We start from the raw sequence: 23,795 nt of genomic DNA on the forward strand, positions 1-23,795 counted from the left end.
CTGCTTGTGGCCGAACTGACTTCAGTTGTTCCTCCGAGATGCAGCAATTTCGAGCAGTCTCTCCTTGTTTGCAATGAGTTTTGCTTCACAACGGTCGATAGCCGTCATCCATGTTCGAAACTTCAGCTTGATATCTTGTTCTTTATCGCGACCTGCCTCCTCTAGGAAACGGCTTGTCGCCGCGTCGGCTCCGACCTTCGCGAGCTCTTGCGACGTGAGCAGGGCAGCACTTCCATTGAAAATGAGCGCCTTCCGCTGCCACCCTGCGCGAGCGTTGGCCTGTTCGGCGGTCGCTGGAGTCGGAATGTTGGTCGAGATATATGTGGCGATCACGGTGCAATAGGAAAGCTCAGCGGCTAAAACTTCTTCGGCTGACTGCGCACGCGCTTGAACACACAGAGCGAGGCCGAAAACAGCTAGTCCGAGTTGGCATACGCGCATAAACAGCAAGAAGCTTCTCCTTGAATGAAATTCACTTTCGGCCAATTGCGCTGCAGAGCGATGGCAAATCCTGGGCGACAAGACTCTGTGTCAGCTTTAAGGCTCACGTTTGGCATCTCCGCGGGTGACCGCTACTGGCCGGTCGCCGCCCTAGAACCCAATGCCTTGACCGGCCGCAATCGCTGCAAATCAGCCTTCCGGAGTGGCCTCTGCCATCAGCCGGACGTATCTGCCCGAGCTTGTCCTAAAGCCCCAAACCGCCCTCGCAATGCTGACATTCAACCGCCTGTTTGCTATTAAATACATAGCAAAAAACTGAATGATCACTACCGCATGGTGCCGAAAACACTCGGTATCGATTCCGTGGCAGAAGCAGCGTTCAGTCCAGCTTCCAGGGCGCTTTCATCCCAGGCGGAACCCTTCGCATCACCCTCCACAGCAAACTCGCGCCACCCCGCGCCACCCCGCGCCACCGTAAGCCCAAACCCCCTCACCGCCGCTGCCCCCGCTGCTGCCGCGGCCGCGTTCCCGGCACCACGTTCAGCTCCACCTGGCTGTCCCCCCGCTGCAGCTGGAACGCCGTCGCCTCGCCGGGCTTGAGGGCCGCCACGGCCGAGAGCAGGGCGGAGACGTTGTCGGTGGGCTTGTCGCCCACGCGCACGATCACGTCGCCGGGGCGGATGCCGGCGCGGGCGGCGGGGCCGTCCTGGAGGACGCCGGTGATGATCACGCCTTCGGTAGCGCGCACGCCGAAGGTGGCGGCGAGTTCGGGCGAGAGTTCGTTGGGTTCCACGCCGATCCATCCGCGCGTGACCTGGCCGTCGCGCACGATGCCGTCCAGCACGAGCTTGGCGGTGGAGACGGGGATCGCGAAGCCGATGCCCATGCTGCCGCCCGAGCGCGAGTAGATGGCGGTGTTGATGCCCATGAGGTTGCCGTTCACGTCCACCAGCGCGCCGCCGGAGTTGCCGGGGTTGATGGCCGCGTCGGTCTGGATGAAGTTCTCGAAGGTGTTGATGCCCAGCTGGCTGCGGCCCAGCGCGCTCACGATGCCGCTGGTCACGGTCTGGCCCACGCCGAAGGGGTTGCCGATGGCCAGCACCTGGTCGCCCACGGAGAGCTGGTCGGAGTTGCCCAGCACCATGGCGGGCAGCTTGTCGAGGTCCACCTTCAGGATGGCGAGGTCGGTGTCCGGGTCGGTGCCGATGACGGTGGCGCGCGTGCGGCGGCTGTCGGCCAGGGTCACCTCGATCTCGTCGGCGCCTTCGACCACGTGGTTGTTGGTGAGGATGTAGCCGTCGGGGCTCACGATCACGCCGCTGCCCAGGCCGGTCTGCGCCTGCTGCGTGCCCTGGTCGCCGAAGAAGAACTGGAACCACGGGTCGTTGCTGCGCGGGTGGCGCACGGCCTTGCTGGTGTTGATGCTGACCACGGCCGGCGCGGCCTTGCGGGCCGCGGCGCTGAAGCTGCCCGCCACGGGCTGGGAGGAGGGCGCGGGGGGCGCCTCGATGAGCGAGATGCCGGCGCCGCTGCGTGTGGCGCCGCGCCGGATCCAGTCCGGCTGGAGGGTGGCGACGACGAAGTAGGCCGCGACGAACACGGTCACGGCCTGGGAGAACAGCAGCCAGAAGCGCTTCATGGTGGCAACGGGAGAGATCGGGAAGGGCCCACATTGTCGCCACTTTGCGCGGCCGTGGCCGTGGGAGGGCACGCCGGCCTGCGGACCGGCGCCGCGTGCGCATGCGCGGCCGCCGGGCCATCCCCCCACGCCGCACCAGGGGCCTTTCCCCGCATGCCGTGCCCGGTGCTCCGGGAAAACCCTAAAATCGTGACCGACTGCAACCCGCCGGTCCCCGCGCCGGCCCCGTCTCCCACCGCGCGACCGCACCACCCCCGTGGCCGCGCCTCCAGCCCGCGCTCCACCCGCACGCCTTGCTGAATCCCCGGGACGGTGGCCGCCAGACGCCCGTCGGCCCCGCACCGCCCTGGCGTGCGGGCGCCACCGGGCCGATGCCTCCCGTGATCTTCCGGACCCTGCCATGACCTCCTCCTCCCCCGCCGCCGCGCCCGTGGACGCCGCCGCGCAGCCCCACCGACCGCTCACCCGCCGCGATTACCAGACGCTGGGCCTGTCCGCGCTGGGCGGCACGCTCGAGTTCTACGACTTCGTCATCTACGTCTTCTTCGCCACGGTGGTGGGCGGGCTGTTCTTCCCGCCCGACATGCCCGACTGGCTGCGCCAGCTGCAGACCTTCGGCATCTTCGCGGCGGGCTACCTGGCGCGCCCGATCGGCGGCATCGTGATCGCGCACTTCGGCGACAAGCTGGGCCGCAAGCGCATGTTCAGCCTGTCGATCTTCCTCATGGCCGTGCCCACGCTGGTGATCGGCCTGCTGCCCACCTACGCCAGCATCGGCGTGGCGGCGCCGCTGCTGCTGCTGGCGATGCGCGTGCTGCAGGGCGCGGCCATCGGCGGCGAGATGCCGGGCGCCTGGGTGTTCGTGGCCGAGCACGTACCCAGGAACCGCTACGGCCTGGGCGTGGGCACGCTCACGGCCGGCATCACCGGCGGCATCCTGCTGGGCTCGCTCGTGGCCATCGCCATCAACCGCAGCTACACGCCGGCCGAGGTGCAGGGCTTCGCGTGGCGCATTCCGTTCATCCTGGGCGGCGTGTTCGGCCTGGTGTCGGTGTACCTGCGCCGCTTCCTGCACGAGACGCCGGTGTTCCAGGAGCTGGCCGCGCGCCGCGCCGTCGCCAACGAGATGCCGCTCAAGACCATCCTGCGCGACCACAAGGGCGCGATGCTGCTCGTGGCGCTGATGACCTGGGTGCTCTCCACCGCGGTGGTGGTGGTGGTGCTCATCACGCCGTCGTACCTGCAGAAGGCCTTCCACATCCCCGCCACGCTGGCGCTGGAGGCCAATGCCGTGGCCACGCTCACGCTGACCATCGGCTGCGTGGTGGCGGGCTGGGCCAACGACCGGTTCGGCACGCGCGCGGTGATGCTCGTGGGCTGGGGCGGCCTGTTCGCCACGTCGTACCTGTTCTACCTGGGCCTGCCCGGCACGCCGGAGACGCTGGTGCGCAACTACGCGCTGATCGGCTTCTTCGTGGGTTCGATCGCGCTGCTGCCCATCGTGGGCGTGCGCGCCTTCCCGCCGGAAGTGCGCTTCTCGGGGCTTTCGTTCTCCTACAACATGGCCTATGCGGTGTTCGGCGGCATCACGCCGATCCTCATCACCGTGTGGCAGCAGCACGACCTGCTGGCGCCCGCGCACTACGTGGCGGCCATGGGCCTGCTGGGCTTCGCGCTGGGTTTCGTGCCGCTGGCCTCGCGCGGCTGGCAGCCGGGCGCCGCGCGGGCCTGACCGCCGGGGCGCGGCCGGCCTGCCGCCGCGTCCCGCGCCTTCAGGTGGGCGAGAGGCCGTGCATCGCCTCGGCCCATTCCTTCTGGATCAGCTGCTTGAAGTCGCGGTAGGTCCAGTCCGAGTCGGGCCGGAAATGCTCGACGCGCTGCTCCTTGTCGTCGATGTAGTCGAAGAACTCGTAGTGCTGGCGGTCCTTGTTCGCGTACCGGTAGCACTGGATGGTGGCGCAGAAGTCGCCACCCGCGCGCGGCGACGGGTTGCTGAGCCGGTGGATCTGGTAGTACTGCGGCGTGAGGAAGGTCACGTCGCCCGCGTGCGCGAGCATGTGGCCCCACGAGGTCTCGTCCTGCGGGCTCAGCGTGCCGAACCACTCGATCAGGATCTGGCCGTGCAGCACCTTGATGATGGCGTTGGCCTGCCCGTGGTCGTGGATGGGCGAGTGGCTGCCCGCGGGCCACACCTCCAGCACGTAGGGCTGGCCGGGCGAGTCGCCCAGGTTGCCGTCCAGCGTGATGCGCAGGTAGCTGAAGCCGCCTTCGCCGCCGGCTTTCTCCTTGAGCTTCTCGAAGCACATCTTCCCGGGTGTGACGATCGAATACTGGATGGCCTGCGCGAATTCCGGGAAGTCCGGCGATGCGAGCCGGATGTTCGGCCCCGCCACGTTGGCGTAGAGCAGCTGGCATTCCTTGGGCAGGTTCTGCGCCACGCTGACGGTGTTCTGCGCGATGAGGTCGAGCGTGATGTCCTCGGGCCGGACCACGCGCGGGGCCGGGTCGAGGTTGACCGGGATGGGCCGCAGCACGAGGTGCGGATGGTCGCCCGCGCCGCGCACCTCCACGTGCCCCAGCGTGGGAGCCAGCTGGCCGAGCCCGAGCGGGTCCGACGTTTCCGGGAACGCGTACTCGAACTGCATCAGGTGCAGCGGCATCTCGCCCTTGCCGTAGCGCAGGCGCCGGTTGTTGCTGTCCAGGCTCAGCCAGTACGACTGGTTGGTGTGGGCCTGCAGCAGGGCCTTGGGGGCGATGCTGCGGGCCAGTTCGTAGCGCTCGCCGTTCTTCTCGACCCAGAGCACGGCGCTGGTGGCATCCACGGTCAGGCCGCAGGCGCCGGCCGGCGCCTGGCCCGGCCGGGCCGGCCGCAGCGCGATGGTGAGCGAGCGCGCGCTCGCGTCGGCGGGCAGGCGCACGGAGGCGGTGCCCTGGCCCGTGATGCGGAAGTCGCCCTGGGCGGCATCCTTGGAGACGAGGTGGAGCTTGATCGGCGTGGCGGTGGTGGCGGGCTGTGCGGAGGGCATGGCGTGGCGGGTGAAGGTTGAATGAATGGGCTGCGCAAGCGAGGCGATGGGCGCGGGCGGCGCACGCTGCAGGCAGCGGCAGGCGAGGCGTGGCCGGCCCGAAGGGCGTCGGCGGTGTTGGTGGTGGCGATCCCTCCTGTCGCGGCGCCGCCTGGCCGGCGGTCTGCGCGCGTGTGGTTTTTGTTCTGGCTTCGGGGCCGGAGTGGCCTGCGGGCGGCGCGCCTGCCTGGCGCGCGCCCTGCCACAATTCCGTGCATGACGGCCTCTGTTGTACCTTCTTCCATCGACGACTCCACCCCCGGGGTTTCCCGGGACGACCTGCTCGCGGCGTTCGACGGCCTGCTGCAGCCCGCGCGCTTCAAGGACTACGGCCCCAACGGCCTGCAGGTGGAGGGCAGGCCCCGCATCCGCCGCATCGTGAGCGGCGTGACGGCCAGCCGCGCGCTGATCGACGCGGCCATCGGTGCTGGCGCCGACGCGCTGTTCGTGCACCACGGCCTGTTCTGGCGCGGGCAGGACGGCCGCGTGACGGGCTGGATGAAGCAGCGGCTGCAGCGCCTGCTGGCGCACGACATCAACCTCATCGCCTACCACCTGCCGCTCGACGCGCACCCCGAGTGGGGCAACAACGCGCAACTGGGCCGCGTGCTCGGCTTCGCTCCGGCCGACGTGCGCTTCGGCGAGCAGGACCTGGGCTTCAGCGCCTCTGCCGACATCGCCGACGCGGGCGCGCTCGCCGCGCGGGTGGAAGCGGCGCTGGGCCGGCCGGTGACGCTGGTGGTGCCCGAAGAGGGCGCCGGCGCGGCGCGTCCGATCCGCCGCGTGGCCTGGTGCACGGGCGGCGCGCAGGGCTTCTTCGAGGGCGCCATCGCGGCCGGGGCCGATGCCTTCATCACGGGCGAGATCTCCGAGCCGCAGGCGCACCTGGCGCGCGAGACCGGCGTGGCCTTCATCGCCGCCGGCCACCACGCCACCGAGCGCTACGGCGCCCCGGCGGCGGCGGCGCACGTGGCGGCCGCGCTGGGCGTGGAGCACCGCTTCATCGAGATCGACAACCCGGCCTGATTCCAGCGGCACGGCCGCGCCGGGCAGAGCGGGCCGCCAGGTCAATCGCCTGCCACCCGATAGCCCCGGCAGAGCCACCAGATCGTCCGGATGCCAGCCCGCAGATCCAGCAGAAGCCGTTACCCGCAGTCACCAAAGATCCGTGACTTTTCTCTTCCCTTTCCGCTTTTCCCTTCAGAATCCGGTCCCGTAAAAACGAGAAGACCCAAGCGGGGGGAGAGGCCAGTGAACGATATCGTCCATGTGGACAGGGAGCGCACGCGCGCGGAACTCGAAAAGAAACTGCCGCCCAAGACCCGGCGCTTCCAGCTCGATGACATTCCGGGCGTGATGCGCTCGCGCCTGGGGTGGCCGGTGGCGGCGGCGTTGATGGAGCGGTGGTTCAGGGGTGCGGGGTTTGCAATCACTCTGCCGATCAAACTCAGCGCGCCATCCCAAGAACTCCACCAGTTGCCCAGCTCGCAACTGGAAGAAAACACGGTCACCATGGCATGGGCATTGGGCTTTGCCCGGGTGCGGACTGCGGTGTCGATGTTGCAAGCGCAATGGAACAGCCCTGCCGGAATAGAGTTGCTACAACGGAAGGCCGCACGGCAAACATTGGGGCAGACCCGTCCCTGGCGTTTCGGCAACCTGAACCATCCTGCCAAAGTCTTGGACAACACCTGCCAGGTAAATTTCCTGGACGTAGGCCGGTTCGGCGACCCCATGGACGATTTCTACGGCGCCATGGGCGAGTCCACGCTCAAGATCGCGGTGTCGGGCATCGTGACGCCCAAGGGGCGCGGCAAGGCCTCCATAGCCATTGATGAACTGGCCTTCTACCTGCGCGATTCCTATGACTTCAACGACGATTCCTTTCTATCGCAGCCGCTGGGTTTCTGGGGGCCGCAAGGCGTGGAGCGCATCCCCCGGTCCGCCCTGGACATCCCCATCAATGAGCAGTGGATGTATGCCGATGCCGGCGAGGCAAGCCACCAGAGCTATCTGGTGCAGAACAAACATTTCAGGCAATGGCGTGCGCTGCATGGCCGAGGCGGGGACTTCATGGTCGTCTCCGACGTGCACCGCGTGCGCCTTGCTTTTCCGATCCAACTGGAGTGGTGATGAAACTGTCCGATGTCAAAAACGTGCCCTGCATCGTCTGGTGCCTGGCATTGAATGCCTGCGCGGTGCTGGGCTGGTACGCAAGCACGCCAACGCTCTTCAACAGCTACAACAGCCCCCACTACGTCTATCGTTTGGAGCTCTACCACGCCTCTTTGTGGCAGCGCATCGTGCATCACGACCAGAAGGCCCCGTTCATCGTCCGCCTGCACCGGGTTGACCCCAAGGAACTACTGGGAGAAAGCCAAGTGGTCGATCTTTGGAGTGGAATCGATATCGAATGGCAACTCGACCCGCCCGTGGAAGCCAACAAAGTCTATGTGGGCAGGGATGTCATCTTTAAGAACATCCCACCGGAATGCACGGAAGCGGCACAGATACCGGGCTGCCCCAATACCAAGCCCTGAAGATGGCCGAAGATTGGATGCGCTCGTCCTGGGCAGGCCGCCCATTTGCTATTGAATTAATAGCAAACTATTGAATGGATCCGGCGGCATGGAGGCGAAAACACTACATGACCCTCCCGAACCACCAGACCGAGAGGATTGCCGCCAGCACCATGCAGGCCGCACCCGCCAGCGCCAGCAGCGCGGAGATCTCGGTTTCCTTCTTCTCCACCGTGAGGCGCGAGCTGAGGGTTTCGTAGACCTTCTTCAGGTCGGCCGCGGTGGCCGCGTGGAAGTACTCGGCGTTGGTGCGCAATGCCACGGCTTTCAGCGTGTCTTCGTCCAGGCGCACGCGCATCGACCAGCCCTCGAAGCCGATGGTCTCGCCCGCCACGGTGCCCACGCCCACGGTGTAGACGCGCACGCCGCGGTCGGCGGCCCACTGCGCGGCCTCCAGCGGGTCCACGCCCGTGGTGCGCTGGCCGTCGGTGAGCATGATGATCGCGGCCGAGGTGTAGGAGCCCGGCGCGACGGGCGCGGGGCGCGGCGCCGTTCCGCTCTGGCCGTTGCCGCGCTGCTGCAGGCTGCGCCCGACCTCGTCGATGGACTGCGAGCGCGCCATCGCCTGCCGGCCGCCGAGCGCGGAGATGTCGATGCCCGCATCGGGGAACAGCGTGGCCAGCGAGAGCAGGATGCCGTTGCCCGTGGCCGTGCCGCGCTGCAGCTGGAAGCTGTCGATGGCCTTGGTGAGGTCTTCGTGGCTCTGCGTGGGCAACTGCGCGAGCTGCGCGCTGCCCGCGAAGGCCACGATGCCCACGCGCACGTGGCGCGGCAGGTCGGCGATGAAGGCCTTGGCGGCGTTCTGCGCGGCGGTGAGGCGGTCGGGCAGCACGTCGGCCGCGCGCATGCTGCCGGACACGTCCATGGCCAGCATGATGGTCTGCTGCTGCGAGGGCAGCGAGAGCACGGCCAGCGGCCGCGCCGCCGCGACGAGCAGCGCCGCGAGCCCCAGCAGGAAGAGCAGCGGCGGTACGTGGCGGCGCCAGCGCGACCGCGCGCCCAGCGCCTCGCGCACGAGCCCCAGGCCCGGGTAGTGCAGCGCGACAGCCTTGCGGCGGCGCAGCAGCCAGGCGTAGAGCAGCACGAGCACCGGCAGCGCGAGCAGCAGCCAGAGGAAGGTGGGCCAGAGAAAGACCATGGTGGCGGCTCCTTCGTTCGTTGCGCGGTGTTTCGGGGCGGGGCGAGGGCGAGGCAGCGGCCTCAGGCCGGCACCGCCGTGCGCGGCGGCGGGGCGATGGGCGCGCGGCGGCGCGCGCGCACGGCCTGGCCGCGCAGCTCCATGAAGCGCACCATCGCGTCCAGCAGATCGTCGTCGGTGGCCAGCTCCAGCGTGTCGGCGCCCGCGCGCGCGAGCGCCGTGCGCAGGGCCGCCTCGCGGTCGGCGGCGAGCCGCGCGAAGCGGTGGCGGAAGGCGCGGTCGCGCGTGTCCACGGTGAGCTGTTCGCCGGTCTCGGGGTCGCGCAGGTGCAGGAGGCCCACGTCCGGCAGCGCCAGCTCCAGCGGGTCGAGCAGCCGCACGGCGACCACGTCGTGGCGCTGCGCGAGATGGGCGAGCGGCTTCTCCCAGCCCGGCGCGCTCAGGAAGTCGGAGACGACGAACACGGCCGAGCGCCGCCGCACGGTGGCCACGGCGGACTCCAGCAGCCGGTGCAGCTCGGTGGCGCCGGGCGGCCGGGCCGGGGCCTGCGCGGGCGGCGCGAGCGCGTCGATCAGCCGCAGCACGTGCGTGCGGCCCGAGCGCGGCGGCAGCATGGCGTCGCGGTGGCCGCCGAAGAGCATCGCGCCCACGCGGTTGCCGTGGCGCGTGAGCAGCCGCGCGAGCACCGCGACGAAGCCCGTGAGCTGGTCGCGCTTGGCCTGCCCCGGCGGGCCGAAGTCCACCGAGGGGCTCAGGTCCAGCAGGAACCAGGCGCCCATCTCGCGGTCTTCGGAATACACGCGCACGTGCGGTGTGCCGAGCCGCGCGGTGACGTTCCAGTCGATGTGGCGCACGTCGTCGTGCGCCTGGTATTCGCGCAGGTCCGACAGGTCCAGGCCCGCGCCGCGCATCAGCGTGCGGTAGTCGCCCTGCAGCAGGCCGTCGAGGCGGCGCACCACCGTCCATTCGAGCCGGCGCAGCAGGCGCTCGGCCGAGCCCGTGCCGGGCAGGGGCGTGGCGGGCCGGGCGGCGGTGGGCTCAGGCGCGCTGCGCGGCGGCATGGAGCACCTCGTTCTGCGCGTCGTGCGCGAGCGGGCGGGCCGGCGCGGGCAGCCGCGCCATGAGCTGCGCGATCAGCGCATCGGCGTCGAGCCCGTCCGACAGCGCCTCGTAGGAGAGCGTGACGCGGTGGCGCAGCACGTCGGGCACGAGGTCGGCCATGTCCTCGGGCAGCACGTAGCCGCGCCCGCGCAGCATGGCCAGCGCCTGCGCGCCCTCGGCGATGTGGATGGTGGCGCGCGGGCTGGCGCCGCAGGCGATGCGCGGCGCGAGTTCGGGCAGGCCGTACTGCGCGGGCGCGCGCGTGGCCGCCACCAGGCGCACCGCGTACTGCAGCAGCGACGGGTCCACGTACACGCGGCGGCGCTCGGCCTGCAGCGCGGCGAGCTGCGCGGTGGTGGCCACGGCGGCCACCTGCACGGGTTCGGCGAGCGCGCGCTGCGCGATGACGAACTCTTCCTCCTCGGTCGGGTAGCCCACCAGCACCTTCATCATGCAGCGGTCCACCTGCGCCTCGGGCAACTGGTAGGTGCCCTCGGTCTCGATGGGGTTCTGCGTGGCCATCACGAGGAAGGGGCTGGGCAGCGGATGGGTCTCGCCCGCGATGGTCACCTGCCGCTCCTGCATCACCTCCAGCAGCGCGCTCTGCACCTTGGCGGGCGCGCGGTTGATCTCGTCGGCCAGCAGCAGGTGCGTGAACACCGGGCCCAGCGTGGTGGCGAACTCGCCCGTGCGCTGGTGGTACATGCGCGTGCCCACGAGGTCGGCGGGCACGAGGTCGGGCGTGAACTGGATGCGCTTGAAGGTGCCTTGAACGGTGCCCGCGAGCGTCTTCACGGTGAGCGTCTTGGCCAGGCCCGGCACGCCCTCGACCAGCAGGTGGCCCTGCGCGAGCATGGCGACCATCACGCGCTCCAGGAAGCGGTCCTGGCCCACCACGACGCGCTTGACCTCGTAGAGGATCTGCTCCATCAGCGTGGCGGTGGCGGCGGCCTTGGGGGGCGGGGTCGTGTCCATGGGGGCTCCTGGCGTGGGGGGCGTCGGTGGGGGGGCGGCGGGCATCGCCGTGTCAGAACGGCGGCATACCGGCGGCCTGCGCCGCGTTCTCGATGGGCACCGCGAAGCCGATGCCGATGAAGGTGCGCGCGGGCGTGGGGTTGAGGATGGCGGTGACGATGCCCACCACCTCGCCGTCGAGCGTGATGAGCGGGCCGCCCGAATTGCCGGGATTGGCCGCGGCGTCGAACTGGATCAGGTTGCGCATCTCCTGCTTGCCCTGCGGTGAATCGAACTCGCGCTGCAGCCCTGAGATGACGCCCGAGGACACCGACGGCCCGATGCCGAACGGGAAGCCGATGGCCACCACGCCGTCGCCCGGCTGCAGGCCCTGCGTGGAGCGCAGCGGCGCGGCCTGCAGGTCGTCGGGCACCTTGTGGGCCTGCAGCACGGCGAGGTCGTTGGCGGGCTGCGCGCCGGTGAGCGAGGCATCGCTCTCGGAGCCGTCGGCGAAGGTGACCTGGATGCGCGAGGCGCCGCGCACCACGTGCAGGTTGGTGAGGATCACGCCCTTGTCGACGATCACGAGGCCCGTGCCCACGCCGCGCTCTTCCTCCTTGCCCTTCTTCGTGCGGGCGAAGCCCTCCACGCGCACGACCGACGGCGCCACGGCCGCGGCCGCACGCGCCGCGGCGGAGGGCAGGGGCTGCGTCTGCAGCGTGTGCAGCACCGCCGCGTCGATGTCCTTTTGCGTGAGGCGCGGCGGCACGCCCTGCGACTGCCGCCAGCCCCACCAGAGGCTGGCCGCGAGCATCAGCACGAGCAGGGCGATGGCGGCCTGCAGCGGCCGGTGGCTGCGCACGGCAGGCGAGGCCGCTGCGGGGGAGGAGGGGGCCGTGCCCGCGGCCTGCGCGGCCGTGGCGGAGGCCGGCGGTGCCGGCACGGGTGGGAGCGCGGCGGCCCCGGGCGCATGCGCTGCGGCAGCCGCTGGGCGGGCGCGGTGGCTGGGGCTGTAGCGGGCAGGCCTGGGCATGCGGTCACCTCGGGGCGTGGGGTGGCGGCCCGTGCGCCAAGGGAGCGGAACGGCGCGGCCGCGGATCTGTCCACGGTAGCACGGAACGTGCGCGCGCGCATGTCACAGGCGGTATCCGCGCAGGGGTTTGGTCCCACGCGCCTGCGCACCGGCTTGGGGCATCATCGCCGCATGCCCGAACCCCTCGCCGCTCCCCCGCCCGACGCTGCTGCTGCTGCAGCAGCAGCCGGGCCGTGGATCGATACGCACTGCCACCTCGACGAGTTCGAGGCCCATGCCGGCCGCGACCACCAGGACCGCGTGCGGGCCGACGCCGCGGCGGTGGGCGTGGCGCACTGCGTGGTGCCGGCCGTCGAGCGGGGCAACTTCGACACCGTGCGCGCGCTCGCGCACCGCCATGGCGACAGCTATGCGCTCGGCATCCACCCGCTCTTCACGGGCCGCGCTGAGGATGGCGACCTCGATGCGCTCGCGCAGGCGCTGGAGCGGCATGCGCAGGATGCGCGGCTGGTGGCCGTGGGCGAGATCGGGCTCGACTATTTCGTGCCGGGGCTCGACCCGGCGCGGCAGGAGCATTTCTACCGCGAGCAACTGCGCCTCGCGCGGCACTGGAAGCTGCCGGTGATCCTGCACACGCGGCGCTCGGTGGACAAGGTGCTCAAGGGCGTGCGCGACCTGGGGGCCGTGGGCGGCATCGCCCATGCGTTCAACGGCAGCCTGCAGCAGGCCAAAGCCTTCATCGACCTGGGGTTCAAGCTCGGCTTCGGCGGCGCGGCGACCTTCGACCGCGCGCTGCAGTTGCGCCGTTTCGCGGCCGAGCTGCCGCTGGACGCCATCGTGCTGGAGACCGATGCGCCCGACATTCCGCCGCACTGGCTCTACGTCACGGCCGCCGAGCGCGAGGCCGGCGCCCCGCCCGCGCGCAACACGCCGGGCGAGCTGCCGCGCATCGCGCAGGTGGTGGCCCGGCTGCGCGGCATGGCGGTGGAGGACCTGGGGCGCGCCGCGCACGCGAACTCGCTGGCCGCACTGCCGCGCCTGGCGGGGCTGGTGCCCTTGCCCGGCCGGGACGGTTCAGCATGAAACAGGCTCCATGCCGCCGTATCCATTGAAGAGATTGCTACGATATTGATAGTGAGGCGCTGCGCGCCGCGCGCCTCCTGTTTTCCTCCCGCTTCGCATGCCATCCTCCGCCGACATGACCCCTGACGCTCCCGGCACCGCCGCACCCGCCCGCCTCGTCGGGCTGGCGCCGCTCGTCTCGGAGCGCACGGTGGTGCTGGTGCTGGGCAGCTTTCCCGGCGCGGCCTCGCTGCGCGCGGGGCAGTACTACGGGCACCCGCAGAACCACTTCTGGCCCATCCTGCAGGCACTTTGGCCGCAGCACGCGCTGCCCGGCCGGGACCGCTATGCCGAGCGCTGCGCCTGGCTGCTGGCGCGCGGCCTGGGGCTGTGGGACGTGTACGCCGCCTGCGAGCGCGAGGGCAGCCTGGACACCAGCATCCGCAACGCGGCCGTGAACGATTTCGCGGCATTGCGCGAGCGCTGCCCGCGCCTGTCGGCCATCGCCCACAATGGCGGCGAAAGCTTCAAGCATGCGCTCGCCGTGCGCACCGCGCTGGACCTGCCCGCCGGGCTGGAGGACGGCCCCGTGCCCTCACTGCGCCTGCCCTCCACCAGCCCCGCGAACGCCTCGTGGAGCTTCGAGCGCAAGCGTGCCGCCTGGGCCGCGGCCTTCGCCCCCTTTGGATTGATGGACTGAATGACCACCCGCAAGAAAGCCGCAGCCGCCGAGCTGCCCGAAGTCAGCGTTTCCGATGACGGCGACGTGCGCCACCTGCACCTGGGCACGCCCTGGATCCAGGGCTCCATGCGCATCGGGGAGCCGTTCGAGATCGAACTGGAATACGTGCAGCGCATGATGGCGTGGCTGCTCTTCGTGGAGCCGGCCAGCGTGGGCAAGCGCCACGCCATGCAATTGGGGCTGGGCGCCGGCGCCATCACCAAGTTCTGCCACAAGAAGCTGCGCATGTGCTGCACGGCCATCGAACTGAATCCGCAGGTGCATGCCGTGTGCCGCGCCTGGTTCAAGCTGCCGCCCGACGGGCCGAAGCTGCGCGTGGTGCTGGCCGATGCCGCCCAGGAGATCCGCAAGCCCGAGTGGCACGGCACCGTGGATGCGCTGGCCGTCGATCTCTACGACCACGAGGCCGCAGCGCCGGTGCTCGACAGCGCCGAGTTCTATGCCGACTGCCGCGCGCTGCTGACCGAGGACGGCGCGATGACCGTCAACCTCTTCGGCCGCTCGTCCAGCTACGAGCGCAGCCTGGCGCGCATGGCCGAGGCCTTCGGGCCCGATGCGCTCTGGGCCTTCAAGCCCACGCGCGAGGGCAACACCGTGGTGCTGGCCCAGCGCACCCCCCAGCGGCCCCGCCGCGCCGACCTGCTGGCCCGCGCCGACGCCGTGCAGGCCCGCTGGGACCTGCCCGCGGCCAAGTGGCCGCGTGTCTTCAAGCCTGTCGATTGAGAAGAGAAAGCCCATCCATGAGCCGCAGCCTTCCCCCTTCCCGAGACGGTGCCGGGGCCGCGGCGCCGGAGCCGCCCGCGGGCGTGCAGCCCCTGCAGGCCGCGCGCGGCCCCGCCGGCCCGCTCGACTGGCGCCGCATCGTCGACTGGCTGCGCAGCGACGGCGTCATCTCCGCCGAAGAGGCCGAGCGCACCGTCAACCGTTGCTCGCAGGCCGAGAGCCGGCAGCACCCGCTGGTGCGCCTGGCCAGCGTGGCCATGGCGCGCGCCAGCGACGGCAAGCCGCTCGATCTGGAGAGCCTCACCGAATACCTCGCCGGCCGCTGCGGCCTGGCCTACCTGCGCATCGACCCGCTCAAGGTGGACGTGGGGCGCGTGGCCGAGACCATGAGCGCCAGCTACGCCGAGCGCCACAAGGTGCTGCCCGTGCAGGTCACGCCCAAGGAAGTGGTGGTGGCCACGGCCGAACCCTTCATCGACGACTGGGTGGCCGAGGTGGAGCGCCAGGCGCGCCGCGCGGTGCGCCGCGTGGTGGCCAATCCGCAGGACATCCACCGCTACACGGCGGAGTTTTTCGCGCTGGCCAAGTCGGTGCGCGCCGCGCAGAAGGCGGGCGGGGCCAGCGCGGGCAGCAGCTTCGAGCAGCTCGTGGAGCTGGGCCGTAGCAACAAGCAGCTCGACGCCAACGACCAGGGCGTGGTCAAGGTGGTGGACTGGCTCTGGCAGTACGCCTTCGACCAGCGCGCGAGCGACATCCACCTGGAGCCGCGCCGCGAGCAGGGCGTGATCCGCTTTCGCATCGACGGCGTGCTGCACCCGGTCTACCAGATGCCCATGGGCGTGCTGAACGCCATGGTCTCGCGCGTGAAGCTGCTGGGCCGCATGGACGTGGTGGAGAAGCGCCGCCCGCAGGACGGCCGCATCAAGACCCGCAACCCGCGCGGCGACGAGGTCGAAATGCGCCTCTCCACGCTGCCCACCGCCTTCGGCGAGAAGATGGTGATGCGGATCTTCGACCCCGACAACGCGGTGAAGGACCTCGACGCGCTGGGCTTCACGCCGCACGACGCGCAGCGCTGGGAAAAGCTCGTGCGGCGCCCGCACGGCATCATCCTCGTGACCGGGCCCACGGGCTCGGGCAAGACCACCACGCTCTACTCCACGCTCAAGCGCGTGGCCACCGAGGAGGTGAACGTGAGCACGGTGGAGGACCCGATCGAGATGATCGAGCCCAGCTTCAACCAGACGCAGGTGCAGCCGCAGCTCGACTTCAGCTTTGCGGAAGGCCTGCGCGCGCTGATGCGGCAGGACCCGGACATCCTCATGGTGGGCGAGATCCGCGACCTGCAGACGGCGGAGATGGCCGTGCAGGCCGCGCTCACCGGCCACCTCGTGTTCTCGACGCTGCACACCAACGACGCCCCCTCGGCGGTCAGCCGGCTCATGGAACTGGGCGTGCCGCCCTACCTCATCAACGCCACGCTGCTGGGCGTGCTCGCGCAGCGCCTGGTGCGCACGCTGTGCCGGCAGTGCCGCCAGCGCGACGAGGCCGCCGACATCGAGCGGCTGGCCGAAGTGGTGCGGCCCTGGAAGATCACCGGCGGCTACCAGCCCTACAAGCCCGTGGGCTGCGTGGACTGCCGCATGACGGGTTTCCACGGCCGCATGGGGCTCTACGAGCTGCTCACCATGAGCGAGGCCCTGAAGGACCGCATCAACCAGTCGCCCTCCATCGACGCGCTGCGCCGGCAGGCCGTGCAGGACGGCATGCGCCCGCTGCGCCTGGCGGGCGCGCTGCGCGTGGCCGAGGGCGTGACTACGCTCGAAGAAATCATCACCGCCACACCGCCGCTCGAGTCACGTGACCGGCCGGCGCCGGCGGCCCCGGTCTGACCGCTGCGTTCCGGCCCGCGAAAACCCCCGTTTTCACGGCCTGCCGGGGGCAGAGGGCACCTTGCGGTTTTCCCTAGGTCATGGATAGGTGGTATCCACATCGCCTTCCCGAGGGCGTGATTGCACAATCGCCCGTCAACTTCGTGTAAGGAGTGGTTTCGTGAAAATCAAGAGCCAGAAAGATTTCTTTTCAGGCCTCATGTTCATGGGGGTGGGAGTCGCCTTTGCGGTCGGCGCCACCAACTACAACATCGGTAACGGTGCCCGCATGGGCCCGGGCTATTTCCCTTTGATCCTCGGCGTCCTGCTCGCCGTCCTGGGCGGTGCGATCACGTTCTACGCCACGGTGGTGGAGAACGCCAGTGGCGACAAGATCGGCAAGTGGGCGTGGAAGCAGCTCTTCTTCATCCTGGCATCGAACTTCGCGTTCGGCGTGCTGCTGGCGGGCCTGCCGAGCCTCGGCGTGCCGGCCATGGGCCTGGTGGTCGCCATCTACGCGCTGGTGTTCATCGCCAGCCTGGCGGGCGACACGTTCAATGCCAAGGAAGTGTTCATCCTCGCCACCATCCTCGCGGTGGGCAGCTATGTGGCTTTCGTGTGGGCGCTGAAGCTGCAGTTCCCTGTGTGGCCCAGTTTCATTTCGGGTTAAGCAGAGGCATCGAACACCATGGAATTGTTTGACAACCTGGCGACCGGCTTCGGCGTCGCCTTCACCTTCCAGAACCTCATCTACTGCCTGATCGGCTGTATCCTGGGGACCCTCATCGGCGTGCTGCCCGGCATCGGCCCCGTGGCCACCATCGCCATGCTGCTGCCGGCCACCTATGCGCTGCCCCCGGTGGCCGCGCTCATCATGCTGGCGGGCATCTACTACGGCGCGCAGTACGGTGGCTCGACCACCGCCATCCTGGTGAACCTGCCGGGCGAGTCATCCTCGGTGGTGACCGTGATCGACGGCTACCAGATGGCGCGCAAGGGCCGGGCGGGGCCGGCGCTGGCGGCAGCCGGGCTGGGCTCGTTCTTCGCAGGTTGCGTGGGCACGCTGATCCTGGCGGCCTTCGCGCCCCCGCTGACCGAAGTGGCCTTCAAGTTCGGCCCTGCCGAGTACCTGTCGCTGATGGTGCTGGGCCTGATCGGCGCCGTGGTGCTGGCTTCGGGCTCCCTGCTCAAGGCCGTGGCCATGATCGTGCTGGGCCTGCTGCTCGGCCTGGTCGGTACCGACGTGAACTCGGGCGTGGCCCGCTACAGCTTCGACATCCCCGAACTGACCGACGGCATCAACTTCGTCGTGATCGCCATGGGTGTGTTCGGCTACGGTGAAATCATCGCCAACCTGTCCAAGCCCGAAGACGACCGCGAGGTGTTCACGGCCAAGGTGCAGGGCCTGTTCCCCACCAAGGAAGACTTCAAGCGCATGATCCCCGCCGTGCTCCGCGGCACGTCGCTCGGCGCCGCGCTCGGTATCCTGCCCGGTGGCGGCGCGCTGCTGGCGGCCTTCGCGGCCTACACGATCGAGAAGAAGACCAAGCTGAAGCCGGGCGAAGTGCCCTTCGGCAAGGGCAACATCCGCGGCGTGGCGGCTCCCGAGTCGGCCAACAACGCCGGTGCGCAGACCTCCTTCATCCCGCTGCTGACGCTGGGCATTCCGCCCAACGCCGTGATGGCACTGATGGTGGGCGCCATGACGATCCACAACATCCAGCCCGGCCCGCAGGTGATGACCAGCAACCCCGAGCTGTTCTGGGGCCTGATCGCCTCGATGTGGATCGGCAACGCGATGCTGATCATCCTGAACCTGCCGCTGATCGGCATGTGGATCAAGCTGCTCACCGTGCCCTACCGCTGGCTGTTCCCTTCCATCGTGCTGTTCTGCGCGGTGGGCGTGTACGGCACCAACAACAACACGTTCGACGTGTGGCTGGTCGGCATCTTCGGCTTCGTGGGCTACGTGTTCCACAAGCTGGGCACCGAACCCGCACCGCTGCTGCTGGGCTTCATCCTGGGGCCGATGATGGAAGAGAACCTGCGCCGTGCGCTGCTGCTGTCGCGCGGCGACTGGAGCGTGTTCGTCACGCGTCCGATCTCCGCCGGCCTGCTGGTGGCCGCCCTGCTGCTGCTGATCGTCGTGCTGCTGCCGGCCGTGAGCAAGAAGCGCGAAGAGGCCTTCGTCGAGGACTGACGGCACGCCACGGAGGGGAGGCCGACGGGCTTCCCTGCCAGTTACGCAGCAAAAGGGCGCCCCAAGGGCGCCCTTTTGCTTTGCCATGGGCAGTCGGTGCCAGCCCGCGACCGCGCGGGGCCGCGCAGTTGGGGCTCTAGTGGACAAGGCGGCTATATGGAACGTGGGTGCCGGCCTGGGATGCCGGCGGCCCCTGATAGCCCGCTCTCCACACGTGAGCCTCGGAAGTGCCTGCTGCGGCAGGGTTCACTGCGTGGAGATTCCCGGTGCGCGGCTGCCGGGTTCTTCGGTCGTTGGCTCGCCAGCCGATCGGGGTGGGTGCGTGGCGATCGAGTCCTGCGGAATGGTGCAACGGGGCGGCTTGCGTGGCACGTTCGGACGCGGTGCCGGCGTGGCCCGGGGCGGCGTTGGCGTGCACTGCACGAAAACCTGGACAGGGCCGACCGATGCCGCAGCCGGGGAGCCCGCTGCGGCGCCGGTCGGCGTCGCGGGGGGCGAGTCCTTGGGCCGTAGCAGGGCTCGGAGAATTTGCTGGGCGGCATCTTCAGTAATGCGGATGCCGGCCTCCGCGAATTTCTTCGTCAGTTCAGCCGTACTGGAAACGACAGCCGTGCTGCCTCCGAACAATGTGTCCATCAGTTTGATGAACACCTCTGGCGGCACGGTCGGCAGGCCGTCTCGTTCAGGGTGCTTTTCATGGGGCGCAGCACCCGGGCTGGCCGGGGCCACGAGGATCACGGGCGCTGGCAGGGGAGTTGGCGGGGATCCCCTTTCCATTGAGCGCTGCATGAGCGTTGACAGTGCTTGGCTATGTGCTGGCGCCGACACCTGTGCCAACTCTCGGTGCACCTTTGAAAAAACCAATGCACCAAACATTGCCAGGACCGCAAACCCGAAGACGACGAGAACCCAAAACCTTTTGGCTGCCTGTCTGCGGGTGTATGAGCGTTCGTTCTCCTGCCATTTCCTGTCGTAGTTGGCCTGCTCCCACTGCAGCTCGCGCTGTGCCGCGGATTGGCGGTCCTGCTCACCGGGATGGTTTGAACCGTGTGGCTGCATCTCGTTCATCGTTTTTCGCCTCTCAATCCAATACCCGGATCAGGCCGTAGACGATCAGGCCCAGCCAGGTCGATCCAAAAGCAATGACCAGATAAAACATGGACAGCGTCACGGAGGGCTTGGACATGATCTGTTCGTCGATCGCTCGCTCGATACCGACATGCCGGTTGGCCTGCAAGCTCTCGCGTACCTCGTTCCGAATGGCGCGCCAGTCGGCGGAGAAAAGCGGGATCTCGCTCGCGTACAGATTGTTTTCGCGAAGCTCTCTCTCGACCCGCCGCAGGCAGTCTTCCCAACGCTCCTGCCAATACTTGCTGCCCAAGGCCACTCGATACCAGAGGAGGCAAACGACGCTGCCAAGGATGGCCGTCGGTACCTGCAGAGGGCTTTCTTTCATGTTGAAAAAGCCCACGGCCAGTCCGGAGTTGAGGACGAGAAAATAATTACACCGCTGCCAAAAGAGATTGATCTCCAGATTGCGGGTGTCCAGTGCGATCTCGTAGAGCTTTGCTGCACTGATGGTTTCTTTTTCCGGTGCGACAGCACCGGTATGTACGTTCGTCACGTGTTTTCCCCCTCTTCTTATGTGGGGCGGATTATGGCAAGCCGACGCTGCGACGGGATGGGGCGCCACGCACAGGCTTGGCCGGGGGGCGGGGCGCCATCGCGGATGGCGGTGCCTGTGTTCCCGGAAGTGGAGACCCCGGGGCTGCGCTGCGTGCGACACTGCCGAATCCCCACCGACCTTTCTGCGTCCTGTTCCGTGCCTCACGACTCTGCAGTTTCCTCCTCCCGCAAAATCACCACCGGCCTGACCTTCGCCCTCGTGGGTGCCATCGCCTTCAGCGGCAAGGCCATCATCGTCAAGCTGGCCTACCGCTACGGCGTGGACGCGGTCACGCTGCTCATGTACCGCATGCTCTTCGCCCTGCCGATCTTCGCGGCCATGGGCTGGTGGGCCAGCCGGGGCAAGGCGCCCCTGTCGCGGCGCGACTGGGCGGGCGTGGTGGGGCTGGGGGTCACGGGCTATTACCTCGCGAGCTTCCTCGACTTCGCCGGCCTGGCCTACATCAGCGCCAGCCTGGAACGGCTCATCCTCTACCTCAACCCCACGCTGGTGGTACTGCTCGGCTGGGCGCTCTACGGGCGCGGCATCCGCTGGGGCCAGGTGCTGGGCATGGCGATCAGCTACTGCGGCGTGGTGCTGGTGTTCGGCCACGAGGCCAGCCTGCAGGGCCCGGACGTGGCCTGGGGCGTGCTGCTGGTGTTCCTCTCGGCCGCGAGCTATGCGGTCTATCTGGTGTACAGCGGCGAGATGGTGAAGCGCATCGGATCGATGCGGCTGGTCGGGCTGGCCACCACCGTGGCCTGCGTCTGCTGCATCGTGCAGTTCGCGCTGCTGCGCCCGCTCTCTGCGGCCGTAGTGGCGCCGGAGGTGCTGTGGCTGTCCGTGCTCAATGCGGTGCTGTGCACGGCCGTGCCGGTGCTGCTGGTGATGATGGCGATCGAGCGCATCGGCGCGGGGCTGGCCGCGCAGACCGGCATGGTCGGCCCGCTGTCGACCATCCTCATGGGGGTGTGGCTGCTGGACGAGGCGTTCACGCTCTGGGTGGCCGCCGGAACGGCCCTGGTGATCGCGGGCATCTTCGTGTTCACCCGCATGGCGGCGCGGCGCCCGGTGCCCGGGAAGCCGTGAACGGGCCCGCCGGCCCGTGCCCCCGCAGAGGCGCGCGCCGAACGGCATGCGTTCGCCGGGGCTGCCGCACGGCGCCGCGGGCCCGCGCTGATACCCCTGCCAGCACGCGCGCTCGCCGCCCTTCGTACCATCAGGGGTCGGGCACGGGGCCGGGCGCGCGACGGCTGCGCCGCGGCCCCGCGCTCTCACCGTCATTTCTTCTCCCACACCACTTCGGGGCCGCATGGCGCGGCCCGAAAGGACAAGCACTATGGATCTCGGAATCTCCGGCAAATGGGCACTGGTCAGCGGCGCGAGCAAGGGGCTGGGCTACGGCTGCGCCGAAGCGCTCGTGCGCGAGGGCGTGAACGTGGTCATCAATGCGCGCAACCCCGAAGACCTGCGGCTGGCGGCCGCGCGGCTGGCTTCGGCGGGCGCAGAGATCACGGCCGCCGCAGGCCAGAAGGGGCCTCCGCCGCAGGTGGTCGCCGTGGCGGCGGACATCACCACGCCCGAGGGGCGCGAAGCGGCTTTTTCGGCGCCGGGCGGGCCGGGCCGCGATTTCGACATCGTGGTCACCAACGCCGGCGGACCGCCGCCCGGCGACTTCCGCGACTGGGACCGCGATGCCTGGATCCGCGCGGTGGATGCCAACATGCTCACGCCGATCGAGCTGATCAAGGCCACGGTGGACGGCATGGCCGCGCGCGGCTTCGGGCGCATCGTCAACATCACCTCCAGCGCGGTGAAGGCGCCCATCGACATCCTCGGCCTCTCCAACGGCGCGCGCAGCGGCCTCACGGGCTTCGTGGCCGGTGCCGCGCGCAGCGGCATCGCCGCGCAGGGCGTGACCATCAACAACCTGCTGCCGGGCAAGTTCGACACCGACCGGCTGGCCGGCAACATCCAGGCCGCGATGAAGAAGTCGGGCAAGAGCGAGGACGAAGTGCGCCGCGTCCAGCAGGCCGCGATCCCCGCCGGCCGCTACGGCACGGCGCAGGAGTTCGGCGCGGTCTGTGCCTTCCTCTGCAGCGTGCAGGCCGGCTACATGACGGGGCAGAACGTGCTGACCGACGGCGGGGCCTACGCGGGAACGTTCTGATCCGGCGCACTCCGGTGCAGCTCCTGCCCGGGCAGCGGCGCCCATGTCCGGCAGCCTCCGGTGTCAGAACCGCCCCGCCAGCCGCACCAGCAGGCGCGCCAGTGCCAGCCGGGCCGCTACGGTCCGCCAAACCCTGCGGTCCGAGAGCCAGAAGCGTCAACGAGCCGATGGACAGCGCCGCCAGCAGTACCGGGAAGCGGATGCCTTTCTCGATGTGTGCCATGGTTCGGAGTGATGGGCTGCTGCCGAACACCTACGAAGCCACCCGGCGCACGCTGTCGTCTGGATCATGCGCTGCAGGAGGTGCGGCTGGCGTCCCACGCCGAAGTCACCGAGGCGCAGACCCGGTTGCTCGCGGAAGTGCTGCCGGGGGTGGACCGTGCTGAGCTGCGGCTGGTCAGCCGCGTCGTGGTGGAGATGATCCATGCCGCCGTCGAAATGCTGTTCGACGAGGCGATGGATGCGAAAGCGGTGGCGCGCATCGTGGCCGGCATGCTGGCCAGTCAGCTGGAACGCTCGATCCCTGCGGTGCCCCCCGGCAATCAGCCCGCCCGCTGAGGCGAGCGGCCGCCTACATTGCCCAGATCCGCGGCTGCCGTGGCGACAGGCCCCAGAGGTGCTGGCGCCAGGTGCCCCACACCTGCCGCAGCAGTTCCATCGCGGGCTCCACCACCGGGGCCAGCACGCGCACGGCGACCACCTGCGGGTGCGGGCTGGTCGCGCCTGCCGTGGAACGCAGCGCGTGCGCGTCGATCGCGGCGCGTGCCGCATCCAGGGCCGTTTCGCGCCGTTCGCGTGGGAGGGCCTCTCCCGCCACGAAGAAGACCGATGCCATGCAGCGGTGCCCGGCGAGGCCGAGCCGGCCGTCCATCAGCAGGGAGTCGGCCGCGTCGATGGTGCCGCGCTCCAGCCAGATGCCCGGCACCTCGATGTGCTGCGTGAAGCGGCCGGCCGCGAAGGGCTGCCCGGAGTGCGGCAGGCCCAGCGCGGTCACGTCCCAGGCGATGCATTCGGCGCCGGGCGCTGGCGCGAGCGTGAGACGGTTCTCGGCCTGGCAGGCGCTGTAGCACAGCGCTTCGAGCGGCAGCCATTCGAGGCGGCCGCCGGCCTCGACCACCGCGTGGGCGCGCTGCAGGGCCGGGGCACCGGTGGATCGGTAGAAGCGCGTGGCGCCCGGCGTGGTGACGAGGCCATGGGCCCCGGCTGCGACGGTGGTGGCGATGTCCAGCGTGTCGCCCCCCACCAGGCCGCCCGGCGGGTGCACGAGCACGTTGTGGCAGATGCCGTCGCCCTCCGGATAGAGGCTCTGCAGGATGCGCAGCGGCCCGTCGTGGTGGAAGCGGGCCACGGTGCGCGGGCCTTCCCGCCGGTAGTCCAGTTGCAGGCGGGCGTGCCAGGTCATCGGTCGTGG

General features: G+C 69.4%; 23 protein-coding genes. 13 read left to right on the top strand and 10 right to left on the bottom strand.

The window, feature by feature from the left end; translation table 11 throughout:
• Positions 1 to 21: 21 nt before the first annotated feature.
• Complete coding sequence (locus BM144_RS22480) at positions 22 to 450, bottom strand: hypothetical protein (protein WP_139225602.1); 429 nt, start codon at positions 448 to 450, stop codon at positions 22 to 24.
• A 481-nt stretch (positions 451 to 931) separates the two neighbouring features.
• Positions 932 to 2,080 carry a S1C family serine protease gene (locus BM144_RS00680; RefSeq protein ID WP_092948809.1) on the bottom strand — a complete coding sequence of 383 codons (1,149 nt, stop codon included), beginning with the start codon at positions 2,078 to 2,080 and terminating at the stop codon, positions 932 to 934.
• A 400-nt stretch (positions 2,081 to 2,480) separates the two neighbouring features.
• Here BM144_RS00680 and BM144_RS00685 point away from each other — a divergent pair, with 400 nt between their 5' ends.
• On the top strand, positions 2,481 to 3,812 hold the full coding sequence (locus BM144_RS00685; protein ID WP_092948811.1) for an MFS transporter: 1,332 nt from the start codon (positions 2,481 to 2,483) through the stop codon (positions 3,810 to 3,812).
• Positions 3,813 to 3,852: 40 nt separating this feature from the next.
• On the opposite strand, the gene BM144_RS00690 is transcribed toward BM144_RS00685, so the two are convergent.
• On the bottom strand, positions 3,853 to 5,106 hold the full coding sequence (locus tag BM144_RS00690; RefSeq protein WP_092948813.1) for a cysteine dioxygenase: 1,254 nt from the start codon (positions 5,104 to 5,106) through the stop codon (positions 3,853 to 3,855).
• 255 nt (positions 5,107 to 5,361) lie between these two features.
• Here BM144_RS00690 and BM144_RS00695 point away from each other — a divergent pair, with 255 nt between their 5' ends.
• The 3 genes from BM144_RS00695 (at position 5,362) to BM144_RS00705 (ending at position 7,685) form a co-directional block, all read left to right on the top strand.
• A complete protein-coding gene (locus BM144_RS00695) occupies positions 5,362 to 6,171 on the top strand; it encodes a Nif3-like dinuclear metal center hexameric protein (RefSeq protein ID WP_092948815.1) in 810 nt (269 codons plus the stop codon).
• Positions 6,172 to 6,396: 225 nt separating this feature from the next.
• Positions 6,397 to 7,278 carry a DUF6402 family protein gene (locus tag BM144_RS00700; protein ID WP_092948818.1) on the top strand — a complete coding sequence of 294 codons (882 nt, stop codon included), beginning with the start codon at positions 6,397 to 6,399 and terminating at the stop codon, positions 7,276 to 7,278.
• Positions 7,278 to 7,685, top strand: a complete 408-nt coding sequence (locus BM144_RS00705) for a hypothetical protein (protein WP_092948820.1) — start codon at positions 7,278 to 7,280, stop codon at positions 7,683 to 7,685. The genes BM144_RS00700 and BM144_RS00705 overlap by 1 nt, the downstream gene beginning before the upstream one ends.
• Before the next feature lie 103 nt (positions 7,686 to 7,788).
• On the opposite strand, the gene BM144_RS00710 is transcribed toward BM144_RS00705, so the two are convergent.
• The 4 genes from BM144_RS00710 to BM144_RS00725 all read right to left on the bottom strand — a co-directional run bounded on the left by BM144_RS00710 (position 7,789) and on the right by BM144_RS00725 (position 11,950).
• Positions 7,789 to 8,862, bottom strand: coding sequence for a VWA domain-containing protein (locus BM144_RS00710; protein WP_092948822.1), 1,074 nt, complete (start codon positions 8,860 to 8,862; stop codon positions 7,789 to 7,791).
• Between the two features lie 62 nt (positions 8,863 to 8,924).
• Positions 8,925 to 9,923 (bottom strand): DUF58 domain-containing protein, encoded by a 999-nt coding sequence (locus BM144_RS00715; protein ID WP_092948824.1) that lies wholly within the window; start codon positions 9,921 to 9,923, stop codon positions 8,925 to 8,927.
• Complete coding sequence (locus tag BM144_RS00720) at positions 9,901 to 10,938, bottom strand: AAA family ATPase (protein WP_092948826.1); 1,038 nt, start codon at positions 10,936 to 10,938, stop codon at positions 9,901 to 9,903. Before BM144_RS00720 ends, BM144_RS00715 begins: the two co-directional genes overlap by 23 nt.
• A 52-nt stretch (positions 10,939 to 10,990) precedes the next feature.
• Positions 10,991 to 11,950, bottom strand: a complete 960-nt coding sequence (locus tag BM144_RS00725; protein WP_092948828.1) for a S1C family serine protease — start codon at positions 11,948 to 11,950, stop codon at positions 10,991 to 10,993.
• Between the two features lie 171 nt (positions 11,951 to 12,121).
• Here BM144_RS00725 and BM144_RS00730 point away from each other — a divergent pair, with 171 nt between their 5' ends.
• From BM144_RS00730 to BM144_RS00755, 6 genes are all read left to right on the top strand, one after another.
• Positions 12,122 to 13,033 carry a TatD family hydrolase gene (locus BM144_RS00730; protein WP_092948830.1) on the top strand — a complete coding sequence of 304 codons (912 nt, stop codon included), beginning with the start codon at positions 12,122 to 12,124 and terminating at the stop codon, positions 13,031 to 13,033.
• A 97-nt stretch (positions 13,034 to 13,130) separates the two neighbouring features.
• Positions 13,131 to 13,712 (top strand): DNA-deoxyinosine glycosylase, encoded by a 582-nt coding sequence (locus BM144_RS00735; RefSeq protein WP_092948832.1) that lies wholly within the window; start codon positions 13,131 to 13,133, stop codon positions 13,710 to 13,712.
• A complete protein-coding gene (locus tag BM144_RS00740; protein WP_092948834.1) occupies positions 13,713 to 14,477 on the top strand; it encodes a class I SAM-dependent methyltransferase in 765 nt (254 codons plus the stop codon). It abuts the gene before it with no gap.
• A gap of 17 nt (positions 14,478 to 14,494) precedes the next feature.
• Positions 14,495 to 16,369, top strand: a complete 1,875-nt coding sequence (gene tfpB / locus BM144_RS00745; protein WP_245783470.1) for a type IV pilus assembly ATPase TfpB — start codon at positions 14,495 to 14,497, stop codon at positions 16,367 to 16,369.
• A gap of 160 nt (positions 16,370 to 16,529) precedes the next feature.
• Positions 16,530 to 17,018 carry a tripartite tricarboxylate transporter TctB family protein gene (locus tag BM144_RS00750; RefSeq protein WP_092948836.1) on the top strand — a complete coding sequence of 163 codons (489 nt, stop codon included), beginning with the start codon at positions 16,530 to 16,532 and terminating at the stop codon, positions 17,016 to 17,018.
• An 18-nt stretch (positions 17,019 to 17,036) separates the two neighbouring features.
• Positions 17,037 to 18,548: a tripartite tricarboxylate transporter permease gene (locus BM144_RS00755; protein ID WP_092948838.1), complete on the top strand. Its 1,512-nt coding sequence runs from the start codon at positions 17,037 to 17,039 to the stop codon at positions 18,546 to 18,548.
• Between the two features lie 246 nt (positions 18,549 to 18,794).
• On the opposite strand, the gene BM144_RS22485 is transcribed toward BM144_RS00755, so the two are convergent.
• The gene (locus BM144_RS22485) at positions 18,795 to 19,616 is read right to left on the bottom strand and encodes a hypothetical protein (RefSeq protein WP_139225603.1); all 822 of its coding nucleotides are present in this window, start codon (positions 19,614 to 19,616) and stop codon (positions 18,795 to 18,797) included.
• Between the two features lie 13 nt (positions 19,617 to 19,629).
• Positions 19,630 to 20,172, bottom strand: a complete 543-nt coding sequence (locus tag BM144_RS00760) for a RipA family octameric membrane protein (protein WP_139225604.1) — start codon at positions 20,170 to 20,172, stop codon at positions 19,630 to 19,632.
• A gap of 198 nt (positions 20,173 to 20,370) precedes the next feature.
• On the opposite strand from BM144_RS00760, the gene BM144_RS00765 reads away from it, so the two are divergent.
• From BM144_RS00765 to BM144_RS00775, 3 genes are all read left to right on the top strand, one after another.
• Complete coding sequence (locus tag BM144_RS00765; RefSeq protein WP_245783471.1) at positions 20,371 to 21,303, top strand: DMT family transporter; 933 nt, start codon at positions 20,371 to 20,373, stop codon at positions 21,301 to 21,303.
• A 250-nt stretch (positions 21,304 to 21,553) separates the two neighbouring features.
• Entirely contained in the window at positions 21,554 to 22,384 is an 831-nt protein-coding gene (locus BM144_RS00770) for an SDR family oxidoreductase (protein WP_092948844.1), read from the top strand.
• A gap of 303 nt (positions 22,385 to 22,687) precedes the next feature.
• Entirely contained in the window at positions 22,688 to 22,942 is a 255-nt protein-coding gene (locus BM144_RS00775; protein ID WP_245783472.1) for a hypothetical protein, read from the top strand.
• A 13-nt stretch (positions 22,943 to 22,955) separates the two neighbouring features.
• Here BM144_RS00775 and BM144_RS00780 read toward each other — a convergent pair whose 3' ends face one another.
• A complete protein-coding gene (locus BM144_RS00780) occupies positions 22,956 to 23,786 on the bottom strand; it encodes an urease accessory protein UreD (protein ID WP_092948846.1) in 831 nt (276 codons plus the stop codon).
• Positions 23,787 to 23,795: the final 9 nt, after the last annotated feature.

This window comes from Paracidovorax konjaci (genome assembly GCF_900112675.1).
In the GTDB taxonomy this organism is placed as follows: domain Bacteria; phylum Pseudomonadota; class Gammaproteobacteria; order Burkholderiales; family Burkholderiaceae_C; genus Paracidovorax; species Paracidovorax konjaci.

Bases quoted from the DNA above. Each gene is read 5' to 3' on its own strand.
- BM144_RS00680 (WP_092948809.1), bottom strand. From the start codon at position 2,080: ATGAAGCGCTTCTGGCTGCTGTTCTCCCAGGCCGTGACCGTGTTCGTC.
- BM144_RS00735 (WP_092948832.1), top strand. From the start codon at position 13,131: ATGCCATCCTCCGCCGACATGACCCCTGACGCTCCCGGCACCGCCGCA.
- BM144_RS00720 (WP_092948826.1), bottom strand. From the start codon at position 10,938: ATGGACACGACCCCGCCCCCCAAGGCCGCCGCCACCGCCACGCTGATG.
- BM144_RS00770 (WP_092948844.1), top strand. From the start codon at position 21,554: ATGGATCTCGGAATCTCCGGCAAATGGGCACTGGTCAGCGGCGCGAGC.
- BM144_RS22485 (WP_139225603.1), bottom strand. From the start codon at position 19,616: ATGAACGAGATGCAGCCACACGGTTCAAACCATCCCGGTGAGCAGGAC.
- tfpB (WP_245783470.1), top strand. From the start codon at position 14,495: ATGAGCCGCAGCCTTCCCCCTTCCCGAGACGGTGCCGGGGCCGCGGCG.
- BM144_RS00695 (WP_092948815.1), top strand. From the start codon at position 5,362: ATGACGGCCTCTGTTGTACCTTCTTCCATCGACGACTCCACCCCCGGG.
- BM144_RS00780 (WP_092948846.1), bottom strand. From the start codon at position 23,786: ATGACCTGGCACGCCCGCCTGCAACTGGACTACCGGCGGGAAGGCCCG.
- BM144_RS00755 (WP_092948838.1), top strand. From the start codon at position 17,037: ATGGAATTGTTTGACAACCTGGCGACCGGCTTCGGCGTCGCCTTCACC.
- BM144_RS00690 (WP_092948813.1), bottom strand. From the start codon at position 5,106: ATGCCCTCCGCACAGCCCGCCACCACCGCCACGCCGATCAAGCTCCAC.
- BM144_RS00740 (WP_092948834.1), top strand. From the start codon at position 13,713: ATGACCACCCGCAAGAAAGCCGCAGCCGCCGAGCTGCCCGAAGTCAGC.
- BM144_RS00710 (WP_092948822.1), bottom strand. From the start codon at position 8,862: ATGGTCTTTCTCTGGCCCACCTTCCTCTGGCTGCTGCTCGCGCTGCCG.
- BM144_RS00705 (WP_092948820.1), top strand. From the start codon at position 7,278: ATGAAACTGTCCGATGTCAAAAACGTGCCCTGCATCGTCTGGTGCCTG.
- BM144_RS00730 (WP_092948830.1), top strand. From the start codon at position 12,122: ATGCCCGAACCCCTCGCCGCTCCCCCGCCCGACGCTGCTGCTGCTGCA.
- BM144_RS00685 (WP_092948811.1), top strand. From the start codon at position 2,481: ATGACCTCCTCCTCCCCCGCCGCCGCGCCCGTGGACGCCGCCGCGCAG.
- BM144_RS00715 (WP_092948824.1), bottom strand. From the start codon at position 9,923: ATGCCGCCGCGCAGCGCGCCTGAGCCCACCGCCGCCCGGCCCGCCACG.
- BM144_RS00725 (WP_092948828.1), bottom strand. From the start codon at position 11,950: ATGCCCAGGCCTGCCCGCTACAGCCCCAGCCACCGCGCCCGCCCAGCG.